Source organism: Ideonella sp. P3_A4, assembly GCF_056403075.1.
In genome coordinates this window covers 12139-30288 of the sequence record NZ_JBFUGE010000023.1, presented here as the reverse complement: position 1 = coordinate 30288, position 18150 = coordinate 12139, and the positions used below count along the sequence as shown (strand labels likewise).

The following is an 18150-nucleotide window of genomic DNA, read 5'->3' as shown; positions in this document are numbered from 1 at the left end:
GAAATCGAGCGGGTTGCCCTCGTGGGTTTCGACGACCTGGCCATCGGTCACGATCTCGGTCTTGAAACCGGTCGCCCGCAACAGCGTGCGGGCCGGCAGGCCGATGAACGAGTAGCGGCCGAAGCGTTCGCCGCCGACGACAGATTCAAGCAAGAAGCCGTGCTTCTGGCCGCCGGCCAGTTTCAGGTACAGCGACAGCGGGGTTTCGAGGTCGGCAAAGGCTTCGGTGACCAGGGCGACGCGGTTGTGGCCTTGGGCGGCCAGGCTCTGGAATTCGAGTTCAGTGATCACTTGGACGGGTCCTTCCGGGGGCCCGCGCCGGTTTCGCTGCACGCGAAAACTCAGGCAAGGCGGCGGGCCGGGTCTGGCAAGGTGGTGGGCCGGATACAGCTCGCACCACCGGGGGAACCGGGGCGCCGTGGGTCGTCGAGACCGTCAGGCAGCGCCGTCGGCAAAAGGCTTACGCAGGCCAGCGACGCCAGGGCCAAGCTCCCCGGTCGTGCGACCACGCCATCCATTTGCGCGAAGTGAACATGATGTGGAAAGTGTAGCAGTCGTCCGTGTTTTTTCGGGTTCCGACGAATGGACATCCCGGTAACACTGATTCACACTTTGCCGCCTCATCCGGGGGTTCGTACGTGTTTTGAGGGTGCCCCTGCGAACAAGATAATCGGAAAGGTCGTGCCCATGTGGCGTCGTTTGGGTTCGAGCGCACTGCTCGGAATGGTGATTTCTTTGGCATGTTTGTCGGCCGTTCGGGCCGACACCATCGAGGTCGGCGGTGTCAAGTACGAGACCGTCGAGCAGGTGGGCGGCAGCAAGCTGCCGCTTAACGGCGCGGGCGTTCGCTACAAGGCCATCTTCAAGGTCTACACCGCCGGGCTGTACCTGCCGACAAAGATGACCGCGGCCGAGCAGATCTATGCCGCCACCAATGGGCCGCGGCGCGTGCACATCGTGATGCTGCGCGAGATCGATGCCAACGAGCTTGGCAAGCTGTTCACCCAGGGTATGGAGAAGAACTCGCCGCGCGACATCTTCGCCAAGTCGATCAACGGCACCATCAAGATGGCCGACATGTTCTCCAAGCGCAAGAAGCTCGTGTCCGGCGATTCGTTCACCGTCGACTGGCTGCCGGGCACCGGGACGCTGATCTCGGTCAACGGCAAGGTCGAATCGGAACCGATCAAGGAACCCGAGTTCTATACCGCACTGCTCAGCCTTTGGTTGGGCCCCTCACCTGCCGATAACCTGCTGAAGGACGCACTGCTGGGCAAGGCCCGCAGCAGCGGCCGTGGCGGCAGCGATCAGTGAGTGAACGTTTCTTGCTTGTGTCCGCGCACCCGCGCGGCTGGAGTGGATGTACCCGTTTCGCGATTGGTGAGTTGTTGTTGAAGTAGCGGGCGGGCGCGTGATCCGCGTCTGTTCGAGTCGTAATTGCCGGGCCTGCCCACCATCGTGGGCATCCGGCTTCTCGTGATGACGCCGATGACGTACCTTGTTCGATGCCTGACGTTCGCCAGTGGCTCAATGGGTTTGGCGGCACTACTGTTCCAACCGCTCTTGGCCATGGGGCAAGCAGCCCCAGCGGCGCCCGCTGCCTCGGCCGCAGGTCCAGCCGACCCGAGCGTCAGCGACCGGGTGAAGAAGGACGCCGCCAGCCCGCTGTACTGGATTCGCCTGAACGCGCAGAAGAACGACGCGGCGCCGGCCAAGCCTGCACCACGCATCGTCGAAGTCAGACCTACCGCGACGGCTGCCGCGCCACGGCCAGCGCCGAGCGCGCCAACACCATCGGGCGGCGGCACCGTCGTCGCCACCAACGGCAGTGGCAGCGCCCCCGCCAGCACCGGCAGCAGCCGTGCGGCGCCTGCCACCGATGGCGCCACCAGCGCCCCGCACGACGCCACCGCCACCTTGTCTGCCCCCGCGCCGCTCAGCACGGGCGGCTCGAGCGCGAGCGTCGCGGGCAGTGCCGGATTGGCAGCCCCATCGGGCGCAGCAGCCGCCACCGAAGCCGCTCGCACCGCCACCGCCCCGGTGGAAGAGCCGGACGACACGCCGCTGGCGCTGGTGAAGGCCAACGAACCCGAATTCCCAACCACCGTGATGCGCCGCCTGCGCAAGGGCAATGTCCAGGTGCGCTTCGAGGTGCAGCCGGACGGCAGCGTCGCCAACCCCACCGTCGTGCAGACCACCAACCGCACCCTGAACGAAGCCGCTTTGGAGGCGGTGACGGCTTGGCGCTTCCAGCCGGTGCGCACGCCGCGCAGCGCCGTGGTCGACCTGGGCTTCGACCTCGACAGCTGAGGCCCGCCGGGCGCTGAACGCGCCTAAGCCGCAGCCGACAGCGCGATCTGATCCAGCCGGTCGATCACCCGATCGGCACCGGCCGATTCCGCCGGCTCGCCGTGGTTGTAGCCATAGCGCACCAGCACCACCGGGCAGCCGGCGCCGCGTGCGGCCTGCACGTCATTGCGCGAATCACCCACCATCAAGGTGCGGCCAGGCGTCGACCCCAGTGCCTCACAAGCCTTGCGCAGCGGCAGCGGATCGGGTTTCTTGCGCTCGAACGAGTCGCCGCCGAAACAATGCTCGAACACCTCTGACAGACCCTTGTGGCGCAACAGCTCGCGGGCAAATGCCACGGGCTTGTTGGTCAGGCAAGCCAGGCGCAAACCTGCCGAGCGCAGGTGCGCCAAGCCTTCGGCCACACCCGGGTAGACGGCCGAGTGCTGGCCGTTGATGGTTTCATAGTGGTGCTGGTAGCGGGCCCAGGCTGGTGCATACAAGTCTGATGCGCCGCCTGCCTCGGCCAGCGTCTGGCGGATCAGGTGCTCCGACCCTTGCCCGACGGTGCGCTCGATGAAGGGGCGCCCGACCGCCGGCAGCCCGAGGTCGGCCAGCATGCGCGCCAGCGCCACCTCGAAATCGCCTACCGTATCGACCAGGGTGCCATCGAGGTCGATCAGCGCGGCGTCATAGAGCGCCGAGCTCATCGAGCCAGTTCGCCCCGCATCGCGTCGATGACCTGCTTGTAGTCCTTCTGGCCGAAGATCGCGCTGCCGGCAACGAAGGTGTCGGCGCCAGCATCGGCGACGCGGCGGATGTTGTCGACCTTGATGCCGCCGTCGACCTCGAGCCGGATGTCGCGGCCGGTCGCGTCGATCAGCTTGCGCACCTTCTCGGTCTTGCGCAGCGCGCTGTCGATGAAGCTCTGACCGCCGAAGCCGGGGTTGACGCTCATGATCAGCACCAGGTCGACCTTGTCGATCACCCAGTCCAGCACATCCACCGGCGTCGCTGGGTTGAACACCAGCCCGGCCTGCGCACCCTCGGCCTTGATCAGCTGCAGCGTCCTGTCGACATGGGTGCTGGCGTCGGGGTGGAAGCTGACCAGGTCGGCGCCGGCCTTTGCAAACGCCTGCGCCAACGCATCCACCGGCTGCACCATCAGGTGCACGTCGATCGGCGCCTTCGTGCCGTCGGGCTTGACCGCATGGGGCTTGAGCGCCTGGCAGACCATCGGACCGAAGGTCAGGTTCGGCACGTAATGGTTGTCCATCACGTCGAAGTGGATCCAGTCGGCACCGGCGGCGAGCACGTCGCGCACCTCTTGCCCCAAACGGGCGAAATCGGCCGAAAGAATGCTGGGCGCAATGCGGTAGGTTCGGCTCATGGCGGCGCTGGCTCGGGGCGGAAAGGGGCAATTTTAGAAGGTGGCCTTGGCGGACTTTCTAGAATGCGCGCATGAGCACCCCGAAATTCACCGTCTCGGTGGTCACGCAGTACCTGCCGGAACAGTCGTCCAGTGCCGACGACGTGTTCGCCTTCTCGTACACGATCACGATCCGCAACGACGGCAACGTCACCGGCCAGTTGGTCGCGCGCCACTGGGTCATCACCGACAGCAGCGGCCGGGTCGAAGAGGTTCGCGGCCTGGCGGTCGTCGGCCACCAGCCGGTGCTGAAGCCCGGCGAACAGTTCGAATACACCAGCTGGACGCGCATCGGCACGCCGCGGGGCCGCATGCACGGCACCTTCTTCTGCATCACTGACGACGCCCACTGGTTCGACACCCCGGTGCCCGCGTTCGAGCTGTCGCAGGCCCAAGCCCTGCATTGATGACGCGCTGGGACCTGAGCGCGCTGCTCAACGCGGCCGACCCGCGCGCGCCGGCGGCCGAACAGCATCTTTGGCTCGTGCGCTGGCTGCAGTGGCTGCGCTCACCGGGGCCGACCAGCGCCGGTGACACCCCAGGCGAAACGGTGGACCCGGCCACACCCTGGCCGGTGCAGCGCCTGCGTTTGTTCATCGACGTGGTCGAGCGCCACCCCGAGCACCGCGAACAGGTGAGCGCCTTGTGGCGCACGATCTTCGCCCGGCTCGACGCGACCGGCCTGCTGGCCGACTTCGGCTTTGCACCGCGCCACGGCTTCGTCAGCGAGCTGGCCGAGCGCCTGCGCCTGGCCTGCCTGCCTGGCACGCCGCAGACGACCGACCTGGGCGCGCTGTTCCCCCAGCTGTTCAATGGCCCGGCCGATGCCGACTGGATCGCCGCCATCGACGACGCAACGACCGAGCGTTTGCTGGCGCTGGCGATGCCCGCCGAACCGTCGGGCGAAGAGCCTTGGCGCGCACCGATGGTCGAGTCGATCCAGCTGCTGGCCAGCCAGATCCGCGCGTCCGGCCTGTCGGGCCCGATGCGCTTGCGGATGGACGAGGCGCTGCTGGCCGACCGGCCGTTCCACCAGGTCGTGCAAGCCGCCGAGGCGCTGCGCGCCGGCCACCGCGATGGCGACGACGACAGCGCACGGCTACAGCAAGCCGGCTACCTGCGCGCGGTGCTCGACGCCTGCCGCGAGGCCGCCGCCAGTGTGCGGGGCCACCTGGACGAACACGGCGTCTCGGTCGATCTGGTGTTCCAGGTCGAACAGCTGCGCGAGCGCGGCGAACGCATCGAGGCGCTGCTCGCCTGCCTGGTCAGCGATCTGGCCGCCGACGCGGCCGTCGACACCCCGCCCGCTGGCCCGCGCGGCGCGGCCGAGCTGCGCCATCTGCTGGCCGGGCTGGTGCACTGCGCGACCGAACGACGCGGTGTGACGCGGCTGTTCAGCCACCACTACGCGCTGCTGGCGCGCAAGGTCACCGAGCGCAGCGCCGAGACCGGCGAGCACTACATCACCCGCGACCGGGCCGAGTACCGCACGATGCTGGCCCAGGCCACCGGCGGCGGCGCGGTCATCGGCTTCACGGCGCTGCTGAAGTTCGCGCTCGGTGCGCTCGCGCTGTCAGCCTTCTGGGCCGGCTTTGCGGCCGGGACCAACTACGCGCTCAGCTTCGTGCTGATCTACCTGCTGCACTGGGCGGTGGCGACCAAACAGCCGGCGATGACCGCGCCGGCGATGGCCGCCAAGCTGGAAGGTGTGTCGGCCAGCGACGAAGCGGTGGAAGGCTTTGTCGACGAGGTGGCCAACCTGCTGCGCTCACAGGTGGCGGGCATCGCGGGCAACCTGGCCGGCGTGGTGCCGGTCGTGTTGCTGGCGCAGGGCCTGGCCTGGTGGGCGCTGGGCGCACCCCTGGTCGGTGAGAAACAAGCTCACTACGTGCTGCATTCCATCCACCTGCTGGGCCCGACGCTGTTCTACGCCGCCTTCACCGGCGTGCTGCTGTTCATCGCCAGCCTGATCGCCGGCTGGGTCGAGAACTGGTTCGTCTTCCACCGGCTGGACAGCGCGATCGCCTGGAACCCGCGCATCCGCGACCGGCTCGGCCCCGAGCGCGCTCAGCGCTGGGCGCGCTGGTGGCGGCAACACATTTCCGGCCTGGCGGCCAACGTGTCGCTGGGCTTCATGCTGGGGTTGGTGCCGGTGCTGTGTGCCTTCTTCGGCCTGCCGATCGAGGTGCGCCACGTCACGCTGTCGATGGGCCAGCTGGCCGCGGCGCTCGGTGCGCTCGGGCCGGCCCTGCTGCAGCAGCCCGATTTCTGGTGGTGCCTCGCGTCGATCCCGCTGATCGGTGTGCTGAACCTGAGCGTCAGCTTCACGCTGGCGTTCAAGGTCGCGCTGGCCTCACGCGGGCTGCGGGTCAACGTCCGCGGGCGCCTGTATGCGGCACTGCGCCGGCGCTGGCGCCGCGCGCCGGTCAGCTTCCTGCTGCCGCCGGCAGAGGCGCAGCCGACACCGCCTTGATCAACCCGGATCGTTCTTGCCCGATGCGCTGTCCCGGTCTTGTTCCTTGTCTGGTTGTTCGCCGCCACGCCGGCCCGAGAACATCGTCCACCAGACGATGAAGACCAGCAACCCGCCGGCAGCCAACGCTTCGAAGATCAACCAACCCATGTCCACTTTCCTGCGCCGTGACGGCGCCTTCCGCCGATTGTCGTCCCGCGCCCTTGGCCCGTTGTTGGTGGCCACGCTGCTGGCGTCGTGCTCGGTGCTGCAGCGCCAGGCCCCAGTGCCGGTGGAAGACCGGGGCGCCACGCCCTCCGCACCGAGCGCGCCAGCTGCACCGGCCTCGGCCGCCAGCGCACCAGTGCCCGCACCACCCGGCACGCTGGAACGCGGCCACGCGCGCTGGGTGCCAGCGAGTTTTGCAGAGTTGCCCGGTTGGGGCCAAGACCGCGTCGCCGAGCTGTGGCCCGCGCTGCGCCTGAGCTGCGGCACGAACGGCGCGGCGGCTCAGGCGGAAGGCTGGGCCGCGGTCTGTACCCAGTCGCGCCAGTTCTTCCCGGCCGACGACACGCAGGCCCGTCAGTGGCTGGAACAGCGCTTCAAGGTCTACCGCATCGAGTCGCCCGAGGGCGACCCTGCTGGACTGGTGACCGGGTACTTCGAGCCGCTGGTCGAAGCCAGCCGCAAGCCCACGCGCAGCCGCAAGGTGGCGCTGTACGCGACACCGTCAGACCTAGGCCAGCGCAAGCCTTATTGGACGCGGCAGGAGCTGGAGACGCTGCCCGCTGCGCAGGCCAGCCTGAAGGGCCGCGAGATCGCGTACGTCGAAGACCCGCTCGACGCGCTGGTGCTGCAGGTGCAGGGCTCGGGCCGGCTGCGCGTGGTCGAGCCCGACGGCAGCGTCAGGCTGCAACGCCTGGCGTTTGCAGCCCATAACGACCAGCCCTACCGCTCGGTCGGCCGCTGGCTGATCGACCAGGGCGAGCTGGTGGCCGGCGAGGCCAGCTGGCCAGCGATCAAGGACTGGATGAAGCGCAACCCCAAGCGCATCACCGAGGCGCTGTGGCAGAACCCGCGCACGGTGTTCTTCCGCGAAGAGGCACTGCCCGACCCGGCGTTGGGGCCTAAGGGTGCGCAGGGTGTGCCGCTGACGCCGGGCCGCTCGATCGCGGTCGACCCGTTGTCGGTGCCCTATGGCACACCGGTCTGGCTCGACGCGACCGAGCCGCTGTCGAGCAAACCGCTGCAACGGCTGGTGATGGCGCAAGACACCGGCGGCGCGATCGTCGGCGCGGTGCGGGCCGACTACTTCTGGGGCTGGGGCGACGAAGCCGAGAACCAGGCGGGGCGGATGAAGCAGCCGCTACGCGCCTGGGTGCTGTGGCCAAAATGAGGCCGCCGTCGAGTGCTAGGGCACTCGACTGAGACGCAGTTGAAGCGCTTGGCCGGTGCCGTCAGGCACGGACCAGTGGCCGACCTCTTGCCATTGGTCCAGCTGCAGCAGCAGTTCGCCGTCGAGCTGCTGGGCAGCGTCGCCGCGGGGGCCCTCGGCGATGTCGGGCAGCGGGTGTTCGAAGCGGAAGCTCAGTTGCGCGGGCGCTGAACCGCCTGGCCATTGCACTTGCACCCACAGCGCGTCGCGTTGGCCGTGGCGTTGGGTGCGGCTTTCGATGCCTTGGCCCAGCGCGGTCCAGACCCAATCAGGTTGGGCCGACACATCGTCGCGTCGCAGCGTGATCTGCGCCTGGCCCCCGTTGCGCACGACGAGGCGCGGTGCGGGCAGCTCAGGAGTCGCGGTGCGGGTGGTCTGTGAGCCGGGGGCGGTGGGTGTCGGGCCCGTCGTCGACACAGTGACCGAGCCCGGCGTCGTCACCGGCACTGGTGGCGAAGGCCACGGTACCACGCGCCATTGCAGGCTGAAGTTGACGGCCGGTGGCGTGGCGGCCTGCGCGCAGGCAGCGGCCAGAAGGCCCACCAGCAGCAGATGGCGGCGCGTCAGCACCGGGCGGCTCGAACAAGACATGGCGGCAACGACAGTAGCACCGTGCCGCGCTGCCGGCCAGTCGTGCGTTCAACGCGCGCGTGCATCCGGCACGACCACCAGTTCGTTGACCACGCCTTCGACATCGTCGATGCCGCGCACCAGCGTCTCCAGCGCCTGCGATTCGGCCTCGCTGCTGACGCAGCCCTGAAGCCAGATCCAGCGCCGCTGGCCCCACGCCCAGACGCTGGTCGTGCGGTCGAAGCGGCCGTCGGCATCGACCGCCTTCAGCACCCGCGGCATGATTTCCTTGTCGTACAGGTAACTGTTGGGCAGCCGACAACGGCCGGCGCGAAAACAGCTGGTGCCCCGCTCGATACGGCCGTGCGCCTGGGCCTTGGCCTCGGCTTCGGTCAGCAACGGGCCTTCCGGCACCGGGCAGGCCGGCAAAGCCCGCGTCAACTGGACGAACGGGTCGTCGAAGACGTTGCGGCGCAGCTCGTCGGCGGCAACGCTGCCCACCGCGCACAGCATGGCAGCGCAGAACGGCATCAAGAGGTATCGGCGCATGGGCCGGATGATGCCGCCGCGCGGCGCGGGCCGCTACTTCAACCCGCCGGAGAGGAACTGCTTCAACCGCTCGCTGGTCGGCTTGACCAGCACCTCGCGCGGCACGCCCTGCTCTTCGATCAGGCCCTGGTGCAGGAAGATCGCGTGGTTGGCCACCTCGCGTGCGAATTCCATCTCGTGCGTCACGACCAGCATCGTGCGGCCCTCGGCGGCCAGGCCACGCATCACCTTCAGCACCTCGCCGACCAGCTCCGGGTCGAGCGCCGAGGTCGGCTCGTCGAACAGCATCACCTCGGGGTCGACGGCCAGAGCGCGGGCGATCGCGACGCGCTGCTGCTCACCACCCGACAGCTGCGCCGGGTAGTTGTTCTCGCGATGCGACAGGCCGACACGCGCCAGCAGCTCGCGCCCCCGTTCGCGCGCCTGCGCCGGCGACTGGCCGAGCACGTGGATCGGCGCCTCGATCACGTTCTCGATCGCGGTGCGGTGCTGCCACAGGTTGAAGCTCTGGAACACGAAGGCCAGCCGTGAACGCCAATGGCGCAGCTGGTTGGTGTCCGCCGCCGTCAGGCTGCCGTCGCGGTCGCGCTTCAGGGCCAGCGTTTCGGCGCCCAGCTGCAGCGTGCCCTCGTGCGGCTGCTCGAGCAGGTTCAAGCAGCGCAGCAACGTGCTCTTGCCCGAGCCGCTGGCGCCGATGATCGCCATCACGTCGCCGGGCTTGGCTTTCAGCGAGACGCCGCGCAGCACCTCGCGGTCGCCAAAGCGTTTGTGCAGGTTGTCGACGACGAGGCCGAGGTGGGAAACAGGTGAAGTCATAAGGGGTCAGGCCGACAGCAACGAGCCTTGGCGCAGCGCCTCGCGCCCGGCCACCTTGCCGATCGGCATGCCGGCGACGGCAAAACGTTTGCGCTCGCGGGCGAAGAACAGGCCGTCGACCGGGCTCACCAAAACAGTCGAGCTGCCAGTGATCGGGTCGATGATTTCGGCCAGCGGATCGCCTTGGCGCACTCGCACCCCCACGTCGCTCAGGAACACCAGCACACCACCGTGCGGGGCGTGCAGCGGCATCGAGCCGGCCAGCGGCGTCGGCTCGCAGACCGTGGGCGGCAGCGCCGGTGCTGGGTCGAGCTGGATCGCACCGCGGTGGTGCAGGTAGACCAGGATCGCGTCGGCGTCGCGCGCGGCAAGCTCGTGCGTCACGTCGCCTTCGCCGCGCAGCTCGATCGTCGCGGCCAGGCAGGCCGGCGGCACCGGCTTGGTCGGGCCCAAGCGCTCGGCCAGATCGGGCCACAGCATCGAGCAGGCCTCGTCGAACGGATCGCCGCCTGAGCGGCCGGCCAGCAGCGCGACCTCGGCGCCCAGGCAACGCGTCAACAACTCGCCACCGGCGGCCCAGCCGGCGTGCGTGCTGTACAGATGCAGCAGCGCCTCGCCGTCGCAGTGCAGATCGAGCACCACGTCGGCATCCACCGCCAAGCCCAGCAACGTGCGGCGCAGGTGTTCGAGCGAGGTGGTGGCAGGCAGTGCAGCCACTGCGTCGCGCAACGCCGCTCGCACCAGCGCCACGTTGGCCTGCGCATTGGCGCCTAGCTTGTCGCCGCAACGCTCGATCACGGCCGAGGTCAGGTCGGTGAATTGACGGTTGAAGTTTTCGCCGCTGCCCCATTCGAAGCGGCCTTGCGGCGAACGCAGCATCCATTGGCCCAGGCCCAGCGGGTTCGCAGCGGGCACCAGCACGACCTCGCCGGTCACGCGGCCGGCCGCGTCCAGCGCCGCCAGGCGGCTGCGCAGGTGGTGGGCGACCAGCATGCCCGGCACTTCGTCGGCGTGCAGCGAGGCCTGGATGTAGACCTTCGGGCCGGCGCCGGGTTGGCCATGGTGCAGGCTGATCAGCTCGTGGCGGGCACCGGGTGCGGCCGGCAGCAAGGGGTGGTGGTCAGTGCGCATGGAACGAAAGAGTTAGGCCACGGGATCAGCGGGCGGTCAGCGGCGTCAGCCAGCGCGCTTCGGCGGCGCGGAACAGCGCCACCAGCACAAAGGTCAGCAGCAGGTAGCAAACACCCGCGGTGATGAAGGCCTCGAACGGCATGTAGAAGCGCGAGTTGACCTCGCGGGCGGCGCCTGTCAGGTCGTACAGCGTCACCGTGCTGGCCAGCGACGTGGCGTGCAACATCAGCACCACCTCGTTGCCGTAGRCCGGCAGTGAACGCCGGAAGGCCGACGGCAAGATGATGCGGCGAAAGGTCGTCCAGCGCGACATGCCCAGCGCCTTGGCGGCCTCGACCTCGCCGCCCGGCACCGCGCGCATCGCGCCGTAGAGGATCTCGGTGGTGTAGGCGCCGGTGTTCAGCACGAAGGCTGCGACCGCGCAAAACCAGGCCGAGCGCAGCAGCGGCCACAGTGCGCTGTCGCGTACAACCTCGAACTGCGCCAGGCCGTAATAAAGCAGGAAGACCTGCACCAGCAGCGGCGTGCCGCGCATCACGTAGGTGAAGGCCCAGACCGGCCGCCACGCCCATGGCGACGRCAAGCTGCGCAGCATCGCCAGCGGCAATGCCAGCAGCATGCCGAAGCCCAGCGACAGCGCCAGCAGCGCCAGCGTCACGAGCGCGCCCTGGCCGTACATCGGCAGGCTGTCGAAGATGACGTCGAAATCCATTTCGGCCGCCTCCTCGTCAGACCGCGACCTGGCGCACGCCGATCGCCAACTTGCGCTGCAGCGCTGCGAAGCCCCACTCCGACACGGAGGTGAACAGCAGGTACATGCCGCCGGCCGCAAGGTAGAACATGAACGGCTCGTGGGTCGCGCCTGCTGCCTGGCCGGCACGGTTCATCAAGTCCGACAGGCCGATYACCGACACGATCGCGGTGCTCTTGACCATCACCAGCCAGTTGTTCGACAAGCCCGGCAGCGCGTGGCGCAGCATCTGCGGGCCGACTACGCGCACCAGCACTTGCCGCGGCGTCATGCCGAACGCGAGCGCCGCCTCCTTCTGGCCGGCCGGCACCGCGAGGAACGCGCCGCGCAGCACCTCGGTGATGTAGGCGCCGAAGATGAAACCAATCGTCAGCACGCCGGCGACGAACGGATCGATGTCGACGTAGCCCCAGCCGAGGCGATCACCCAGGTAGTTGATCAGCACCTGGCCGCCGTAGAAAACGGTCAGCATCATCACCAGGTCTGGCACGCCGCGGATCAGCGTGGTGTAGGTCTGCGCCAGCCAGCGCAGCGGCCGCAGGCGCGACAGCTTCGCGAGCGCGCCGAGCAGCCCGAGCACCATGGCGATCGACAGCGACGCGAACGCCACCGCCAGCGTCAGCAGCGAGCCCTCCAACAGGCTCGCGCCATAGCCATGCAACATCCCCTCAGCTCCCTCGGCGCTTGTTCTTCAGCAATCGTGTCGACAGTCGGCCGGCCTCACTGGCCGTAGACGTCGAATTCGAAGTACTTGTCCTGGATCTTCTTGTAGGTGCCGTTGGCGCGGATCGCGGCGATCGCTGCGTTGAGCTTCTGTTGCAGCCCGGTGTCGCCCTTGCGCACGGCGATGCCAGCGCCGATGCCGAAGATCTTCGGATCGTCGATCGGTGCGCCGACGCGAGCAAAGCCCTTGCCGGCCGGCGTCTTCATGAAGCCCATGTCGGCCGAGACCGAGTCGCACAGCACCGCGTCGATGCGGCCGGCGGCCAGGTCGAGGAAGACCTCGTCCTGCTTCGCATAACGCACGATCTCGCTGTTCTTGAAGTGCTCGGTCGCGAAGCGGTCGTGCGTGGTCGTGCGCTGCACGCCGATCTTCTTGCCCTTCCAGGCGGCGGCCGATTGGTCAGCGGACGTACCCGCCTTGGCGATCAGCCAGGCCGGGGTGTTGGAGTACTTGTTGGTGAACAGCACCGACTTCTGCCGCTCTTCGGTGATCGACATCTGGGCCACGATGGCGTCGAACTTGCGCGCCTGCAGCGCCGGGATCATGCCGTCCCATTCCTGGTTGACCAGCGAGCACTCGGCCTTCATCTCGGCACACAACGCGTTGGCGATGTCGATGTCGAAGCCCTTGATCTTGCCGTCGGTGCCGATCTCGGAGAACGGCGGGTAGGCGCCTTCGACGGCGATGCGGACCTTCTTCCAGTCCGGCGCCTGCGCCTGCGCGGCGGTACCGGCGAAGGACAACAACGCGGCCAATGCGGCAGCAAGGACGGTGGTGCGGCGAAGGGTCATGGTCAAGCTCTCCTAGCTAACTCGGCTAAACAGCGGCTCGTTCGGCCGCGTCAACGAATAACGCGCCGGTTCAGCGCGTCCAGGGGGAATACAGCGGGCGGCTGATGCGCACGGGGGTGATGTCCAGGTACAGGCTGGCCACCGAGTACTCATCGCCGCCGGACTCGTCAGAGTACCAGCCCATGCTGTCCTTGCCCTTGTAGACCCTGAAGGAAAACCCCAGGTCGGCCAGCGGCTCGCTGGCCGGTGCCTTCGGGTCGAAGCTCAGGCCGCGCACTTCCTTCTGGTTGCTGTCGATCAGGAAACCCATCGCGTTGCTCAGCGTCGAGTCGCTCAGCATGTCGATGTAGAAGGGTTCGTTGGTGTACTCGGGCTTGTAGTTGGGCGAGTTCGGGTCGAGGAACTGGCCGCGCCGCTTGCGCTCCGAAGGCTCGATGCGACGCAGCCCCAGGTCGAAGCGGTCGCCCTTGTCGAGGTAGGTCAGGCGGGCACCGGTCAGGTTCAGCGCATTGATGTTGGGGTCCATCTTCATGTCGTTCAGGTCGACCAGCAGCGCGCCCTTGCCACCGATCACCTCGACCATGTCGCCCTGCACGATCGCGGCCGAGTTCTCGTCGATGCCCAGGCCCAGCTTGTAGCCCTTGGCCAGCATCAGCGGGATCATGCGGCCGAAGCGGCCGCGCTTCAAAAAGTGCTGGTCGACGAACMGGTTCGGGCCGACGAAGCCCAGGCCGTGGTCGATCTCCTTGCCTTCGCGCAGCTGACCCTTCATCACGTTGATGACGCTCAGCGCATCGCGGAACATCACCGTCGACATGATGGCCGCGCCGGCCGAGGTGCCGGCCACGACGCCGCCGCGGCGGTAGACCTCCCAGATCACGTTCAGCATCGGCGTGTTGTGGCCGCCGGGCTTGAAGGTGTCGACGATGCGCTCCTGCGCCCCACCGGTGAAGAACACGCCATTGGCGTTGCGCACCAGCTCCAGCAGCTGCGGGTCACGCACCGCCTTGTCCAGGTCGACCCATTTCAGCTGCGGCGCGACCGGCATCGACTCGGCCACGGCGCCGCGCTTTTCGAGCAACTCGGACGCGCGGCGACCGGCCTTGTCCGGCGTTTCGGACGCGGTGCCGAAGACCACCCAGCGCGCGCCCTTGCCGCCGGACAGCTCGACCATGCGCGACCAGACCTCGTCGTTGTCGGCCTTCAGCGCACCGCCRATGATCACCGCATAGCCCTTGACCGGCTCGCCGACCTTGGTCTCGCGCACACCGAAGGCGGCCCTCGCACCGGCGCTGGGCACGGCGCTCGGCACAGCGCTGGCGGCCGATGCTGGTGCGGAAGGGGGCGGCGGCGGAGTGAAAGTCGGCGGCCGATCCTGGGCAGTTGCGGAGCCCACCAGGCCCGCCACCGCAACGACAGCGACCAGCGCTGCAACAAGTTTTTTCAAGCTTGGGTTCATGACAGGCAATTTGTTCTCGGCTCCCTGGGGGGCATCTTGGCATTGGCGGCACCCCTCAACCACCAAGAACTGGGGATGGACTCGTTCTTGCATCGGGCGATCGCAGGTACAACGGGCGTGATCATGCCCTCAGTTGCGCCCGTGCCACGGCCGTTGTCGCACTGGTATGCGAAGCAGCGCTTGCTTCATAGACTGCATTGGCGCCTGCAGTTCCCCACTTTTTCCCGAAAGCGACCCCGATGAGCCCAGCCCACCGCCAAGCCCGCCCCACCCTGCATCTGTTGGCGAAGGTGGCATTGCTGGCCCTGGCCGCACCGCTGGCTGCCAACGGCCAGACCACGCCGGCGGATGACACCGTCACGCCGAAACCGGCGCGGGTCGAGATCACCGGGTCGCTGATCAAGCGGATCGATGGTGAAGGCGCACTGCCCGTGCAGACCATCACCCGCGAAGAGATCGACAAGCTCGGTGTCACGACCGCCGCAGAACTGATGGGCAAGCTGACGGCCGCCTCGAACGGCCTGACCGACGGCGGCAGCATCAACGTCGGCGGCTACGACCAGAAGGGCTTCAACTCGGCCAATCTGCGCGGCATCGGCACCTCGTCGACGCTGGTGCTGCTGAACGGCCGCCGTATGGCCAACTTCGCGTCGCCGGGCGACGACGCGGGCGTCGATCTGAACAACATCCCGTCGGCGGCCATCGACCATGTCGACGTGCTGCTCGACGGCGCCTCGGCGCGCTACGGCACCGACGCCATCGGTGGCGTGATCAATTTCATCACCCGCAGCGACTACGAAGGCGTCGAGCTGAACGCTTACGGTGGCGCGACACAGGAAGGTGGCGCCGGCAAGACCACCGCGTCGATCGCCGCCGGCTACGGCAACTTCGGCACGAATGGTTTCAACATTTTCGGTGTGCTCGACGTCCAGCGCACCGAGGCGCTTCGCACCTCGCAGCGCGACTTCATCAAAGACCTGCGCGTGCCCGAGCGGCTGCCGCACCTGCTGTCCGGCTACACCAGCCCAGCCAACATCCGGCTCGGCTCGGACCAGCGCGACTTCCTGCAGGAACAGGGGTTCACGATCCACGGCAAGCCGATCGTCAATCGCACGATCAACCTGAGCGCGCCGGACTGCAACCCGCCCGCGAACGTGTATCTGCCCAACGGGATCGGCGGCGAGGACGCGTGCACTTACGACTACATGCGCGACACCGAGCTGTACCCGAAGTCCGAGAAGCTCGGCTTCCTCGGCCGCGGCGTCGTGTCGCTGGGTGGCGAGCACCAGCTCTACGCCGAGGCGGCCTACAGCCGCGCCAAGACCTGGTACGTCGGCTCGTCAGCTCGCACGACATCGGTCATGCAGGTCAAGGACGTGCCGGAATTCGCCGCGATCGGCATGGACCTGGCCGACATCGACCAGGAACTGGAAGTCCGCGCTCGCCTTCCCGAGGCCGGCGCACGCACCAGCGAGCTGACCAGCACCGGCGAGCGCTACGTCGTCGGCCTCAGCGGCGCCTTGGCCAACTGGGATTACGACATCGGCCTGAACCACAGCGTCAACACTGTGGCCGACAAGGACGGCCACGGCTACCTGCTCTACCAGGAGCTGCAGGACGCCATCTTCGACCACGTCGTCGACGTCGTGCACCCGGATCCGGCGACCAACAAGGCCTTCTACGACACGATCCAGGTCAACGACGTGGCCCGCCGCTCGAAGGCCACTATGGACGCGATCGACGGCAAGATCTCGCGCGCGCTGACCAAGCTTGGCGGCGGTGACCTCGAACTGGGCCTGGGCGGCGAGTTCCGCCGCGAGCGCGCGAGCTACAAGCCCTCGGCGCTGTACGCCAGCGACAACATCAACAACGACGACGTCGCCGGCGAGACCGAGCCGCGCACCGACAGCCGCAAGGTCGCCGCGGTGTACGGCGAGTTGCTCGCACCCTTGAGCAAGCAGTGGACCCTGCAGTTGTCAGCACGCTTCGACAAGTACCAGGGCGTCGGCAGCACGACCAACCCGAAGATCGGCGCGACGTTCCAGCCGATGCCTGAGCTGTTGTTCCGCAGCTCGGCGGGCACCGGTTTTCGCGCGCCGTCGCTGTCGGACCTGCATCGCCCGACGGTCGTCAGCCAAACCGCGACGCTGCCCGACCCTGTGTGCATGGCCGAGAACGACAACGACCTGTCCTTCTGCGCCGACAACTGGGAAACCCACCGCTTCAGCAACCCGGACCTGAAGCCGGAGCGCTCACGCCAGTTCTCGCTCGGCCTGGTGGCGCAGCCGGCCAAGAACTGGAGCTTCAGCGTCGACTACTGGAACATCCGCAAGTCCAACCTGATCAGCGAGATCGGCGACGACGTGATCCTGGCGCATGCCGACAAATACACCAATCTGATCCACCGCTACAGCGACCCGCGCAACGGCAACCAGGACTTCATCGACACCTGCGGTGAAGACGTGGATCCGGACGACACCGGCATCTGCTACATCGACCTGCGCAAGGAAAACCGCGGCGCGATGCGCTCATCGGGCCTCGACATCGTGGTCGACTGGAAGGGGCTGAAGACCGACTTCGGCGAGTTTGCCGTTCACCTGGCCGGCACCTACACACTCGAGTCGAAGCAGCAGACCGGCGACGGCGACCCGTTCGTCAGCAACCTGGGCCACTTCGTCACCGACGGCGTGGTGCAGCGCTGGCGCCACCGGCTGAGCGCCGATTGGGAGTACGGCGCGTTCGGGGCCACGCTGTCGAACACCTACTACTCGGGCTACGAAGATCAGAACTCGGCGATCGACACCGACAGCGGCACCGTCGTCGGCAAGAACCACGTCAAGGCCTATTCGCTGTGGGATCTGTCGGGCTCGTGGGCAGTGGACAAGGCACTGAAGCTGCGTGTCGGCGTGCGCAACCTGTTCGACACGCCGCCGCCGTACTCGAACCAGGCCTGGTACTTCATCTCCGGCTACGACCCGAGCTACACCGACCCGCGCGGCCGCTTCTTCTACGCCAGCGTGCAGTACAGCTTCAAGTAGCCCCCGCTCCCCCGTCGGCCATGCTCTATCCTCGGGGCATGGTTGACGACGACACGGTTTCTTCCCAGGTGTCGCTGGCCGCGCTCGCGGCCGACACCTCGCACGACCTGGGCAGCGAAGCGGCACTGCGCCGCCTCTACAGCACCGGCCCCGGCGACACCTCGCTGGCCAAGGTCTGCGACCACGTGCACCCGCTGTACCGGCCGTACATCGAGGCGTCGCCGTTCGCGGTGCTGGCCACGCGCGGGCCGCATGGGCTGGACACTTCGCCGCGCGGCGACGGGCCGGGCTTCGTCGCCATCGCCGACGACAAGACGCTGCTGCTGCCCGACCGGCGCGGCAACCAGCGCATCGACAGCCTGCGCAACATCGTGCACGACCCGCAGGTCGCGCTGCTGTTCCTGGTGCCCGGTGTCGGCGAGGCCTTGCGTGTCAACGGCACCGCGCGCATCTCGGCGGCACCGGCGCTGCGCGAACGCTTCATCGTCGATGGCAAGGCGCCGGCTTCGGTGCTGGTGATTCACGTCATCAGCGTGTTCTTCCAGTGCGCCCGCGCGATCAAGCGCTCGCACCTGTGGGACCCGGCGCGCCATGTCGAGCGCAGCACACTGCCGTCGCCCGGCACGATCCTCGAAACGCTGAGCCGCGCCAGCATCGATGGGGCGGACTACGACGCGGCGCTGCAGGCACGCCAGGCCGCCACGCTGTACTGACGC

18 protein-coding genes and 1 pseudogene are annotated in these 18150 nt (G+C 67.9%); 7 read left to right on the top strand and 12 right to left on the bottom strand.

What is annotated here, in order from left to right; translation table 11 throughout:
* Positions 1 to 291, bottom strand: a pseudogene (locus AC1DYI_RS04975) (anthranilate synthase component I); the annotation flags it as partial.
* A gap of 291 nt (positions 292 to 582) precedes the next feature.
* Here AC1DYI_RS04975 and AC1DYI_RS04970 point away from each other — a divergent pair.
* Both AC1DYI_RS04970 and AC1DYI_RS04965 read left to right on the top strand, forming a co-directional pair.
* Entirely contained in the window at positions 583 to 1314 is a 732-nt protein-coding gene (locus AC1DYI_RS04970; RefSeq protein WP_477202967.1) for a chalcone isomerase family protein, read from the top strand.
* A 255-nt stretch (positions 1315 to 1569) separates the two neighbouring features.
* Positions 1570 to 2310, top strand: coding sequence for an energy transducer TonB (locus AC1DYI_RS04965; protein ID WP_477202966.1), 741 nt, complete (start codon positions 1570 to 1572; stop codon positions 2308 to 2310).
* Positions 2311 to 2333: 23 nt separating this feature from the next.
* On the opposite strand, the gene gph is transcribed toward AC1DYI_RS04965, so the two are convergent.
* Entirely contained in the window at positions 2334 to 2999 is a 666-nt protein-coding gene (gene gph, locus AC1DYI_RS04960; protein WP_477202965.1) for a phosphoglycolate phosphatase, read from the bottom strand.
* The gene (gene rpe, locus AC1DYI_RS04955) at positions 2996 to 3679 is read right to left on the bottom strand and encodes a ribulose-phosphate 3-epimerase (RefSeq protein ID WP_477202964.1); all 684 of its coding nucleotides are present in this window, start codon (positions 3677 to 3679) and stop codon (positions 2996 to 2998) included. Before rpe ends, gph begins: the two co-directional genes overlap by 4 nt.
* Before the next feature lie 71 nt (positions 3680 to 3750).
* On the opposite strand from rpe, the gene apaG reads away from it, so the two are divergent.
* Both apaG and AC1DYI_RS04945 read left to right on the top strand, forming a co-directional pair.
* Positions 3751 to 4125, top strand: coding sequence for a Co2+/Mg2+ efflux protein ApaG (apaG, locus tag AC1DYI_RS04950; RefSeq protein WP_477202963.1), 375 nt, complete (start codon positions 3751 to 3753; stop codon positions 4123 to 4125).
* Complete coding sequence (locus tag AC1DYI_RS04945; protein WP_477202962.1) at positions 4125 to 6191, top strand: site-specific recombinase; 2067 nt, start codon at positions 4125 to 4127, stop codon at positions 6189 to 6191. The genes apaG and AC1DYI_RS04945 overlap by 1 nt, the downstream gene beginning before the upstream one ends.
* Here AC1DYI_RS04945 and AC1DYI_RS04940 read toward each other — a convergent pair whose 3' ends face one another.
* Positions 6192 to 6341: a hypothetical protein gene (locus tag AC1DYI_RS04940; RefSeq protein ID WP_477202961.1), complete on the bottom strand. Its 150-nt coding sequence runs from the start codon at positions 6339 to 6341 to the stop codon at positions 6192 to 6194. It lies immediately after the preceding gene.
* On the opposite strand from AC1DYI_RS04940, the gene mltA reads away from it, so the two are divergent.
* Positions 6340 to 7566: a murein transglycosylase A gene (gene mltA, locus AC1DYI_RS04935; RefSeq protein WP_477202960.1), complete on the top strand. Its 1227-nt coding sequence runs from the start codon at positions 6340 to 6342 to the stop codon at positions 7564 to 7566. The two genes, AC1DYI_RS04940 and mltA, sit on opposite strands and share 2 nt — an antisense overlap.
* 15 nt (positions 7567 to 7581) lie before the next feature.
* On the opposite strand, the gene AC1DYI_RS04930 is transcribed toward mltA, so the two are convergent.
* The 8 genes from AC1DYI_RS04930 to AC1DYI_RS04895 all read right to left on the bottom strand — a co-directional run bounded on the left by AC1DYI_RS04930 (position 7582) and on the right by AC1DYI_RS04895 (position 14384).
* On the bottom strand, positions 7582 to 8196 hold the full coding sequence (locus tag AC1DYI_RS04930) for a hypothetical protein (protein WP_477202959.1): 615 nt from the start codon (positions 8194 to 8196) through the stop codon (positions 7582 to 7584).
* A 48-nt stretch (positions 8197 to 8244) separates the two neighbouring features.
* Entirely contained in the window at positions 8245 to 8724 is a 480-nt protein-coding gene (locus AC1DYI_RS04925; protein ID WP_477202958.1) for a BON domain-containing protein, read from the bottom strand.
* 33 nt (positions 8725 to 8757) lie between these two features.
* The gene (locus tag AC1DYI_RS04920) at positions 8758 to 9540 is read right to left on the bottom strand and encodes an ABC transporter ATP-binding protein (RefSeq protein ID WP_477202957.1); all 783 of its coding nucleotides are present in this window, start codon (positions 9538 to 9540) and stop codon (positions 8758 to 8760) included.
* 6 nt (positions 9541 to 9546) lie between these two features.
* Positions 9547 to 10671 (bottom strand): succinylglutamate desuccinylase/aspartoacylase family protein, encoded by a 1125-nt coding sequence (locus AC1DYI_RS04915; RefSeq protein WP_477202956.1) that lies wholly within the window; start codon positions 10669 to 10671, stop codon positions 9547 to 9549.
* Between the two features lie 25 nt (positions 10672 to 10696).
* Entirely contained in the window at positions 10697 to 11383 is a 687-nt protein-coding gene (locus tag AC1DYI_RS04910; protein WP_477202955.1) for an ABC transporter permease, read from the bottom strand.
* A 16-nt stretch (positions 11384 to 11399) separates the two neighbouring features.
* Complete coding sequence (locus AC1DYI_RS04905) at positions 11400 to 12086, bottom strand: ABC transporter permease (protein WP_477202954.1); 687 nt, start codon at positions 12084 to 12086, stop codon at positions 11400 to 11402.
* A gap of 56 nt (positions 12087 to 12142) precedes the next feature.
* Complete coding sequence (locus AC1DYI_RS04900; protein WP_477202953.1) at positions 12143 to 12937, bottom strand: ABC transporter substrate-binding protein; 795 nt, start codon at positions 12935 to 12937, stop codon at positions 12143 to 12145.
* Between the two features lie 70 nt (positions 12938 to 13007).
* A complete protein-coding gene (locus tag AC1DYI_RS04895) occupies positions 13008 to 14384 on the bottom strand; it encodes a cyanophycinase (protein ID WP_477202952.1) in 1377 nt (458 codons plus the stop codon).
* Between the two features lie 251 nt (positions 14385 to 14635).
* On the opposite strand from AC1DYI_RS04895, the gene AC1DYI_RS04890 reads away from it, so the two are divergent.
* Complete coding sequence (locus tag AC1DYI_RS04890) at positions 14636 to 17434, top strand: TonB-dependent receptor domain-containing protein (protein WP_477202951.1); 2799 nt, start codon at positions 14636 to 14638, stop codon at positions 17432 to 17434.
* Between the two features lie 38 nt (positions 17435 to 17472).
* Positions 17473 to 18147, top strand: a complete 675-nt coding sequence (locus tag AC1DYI_RS04885) for a pyridoxamine 5'-phosphate oxidase family protein (protein ID WP_477202950.1) — start codon at positions 17473 to 17475, stop codon at positions 18145 to 18147.
* Positions 18148 to 18150 lie beyond the last annotated feature (3 nt).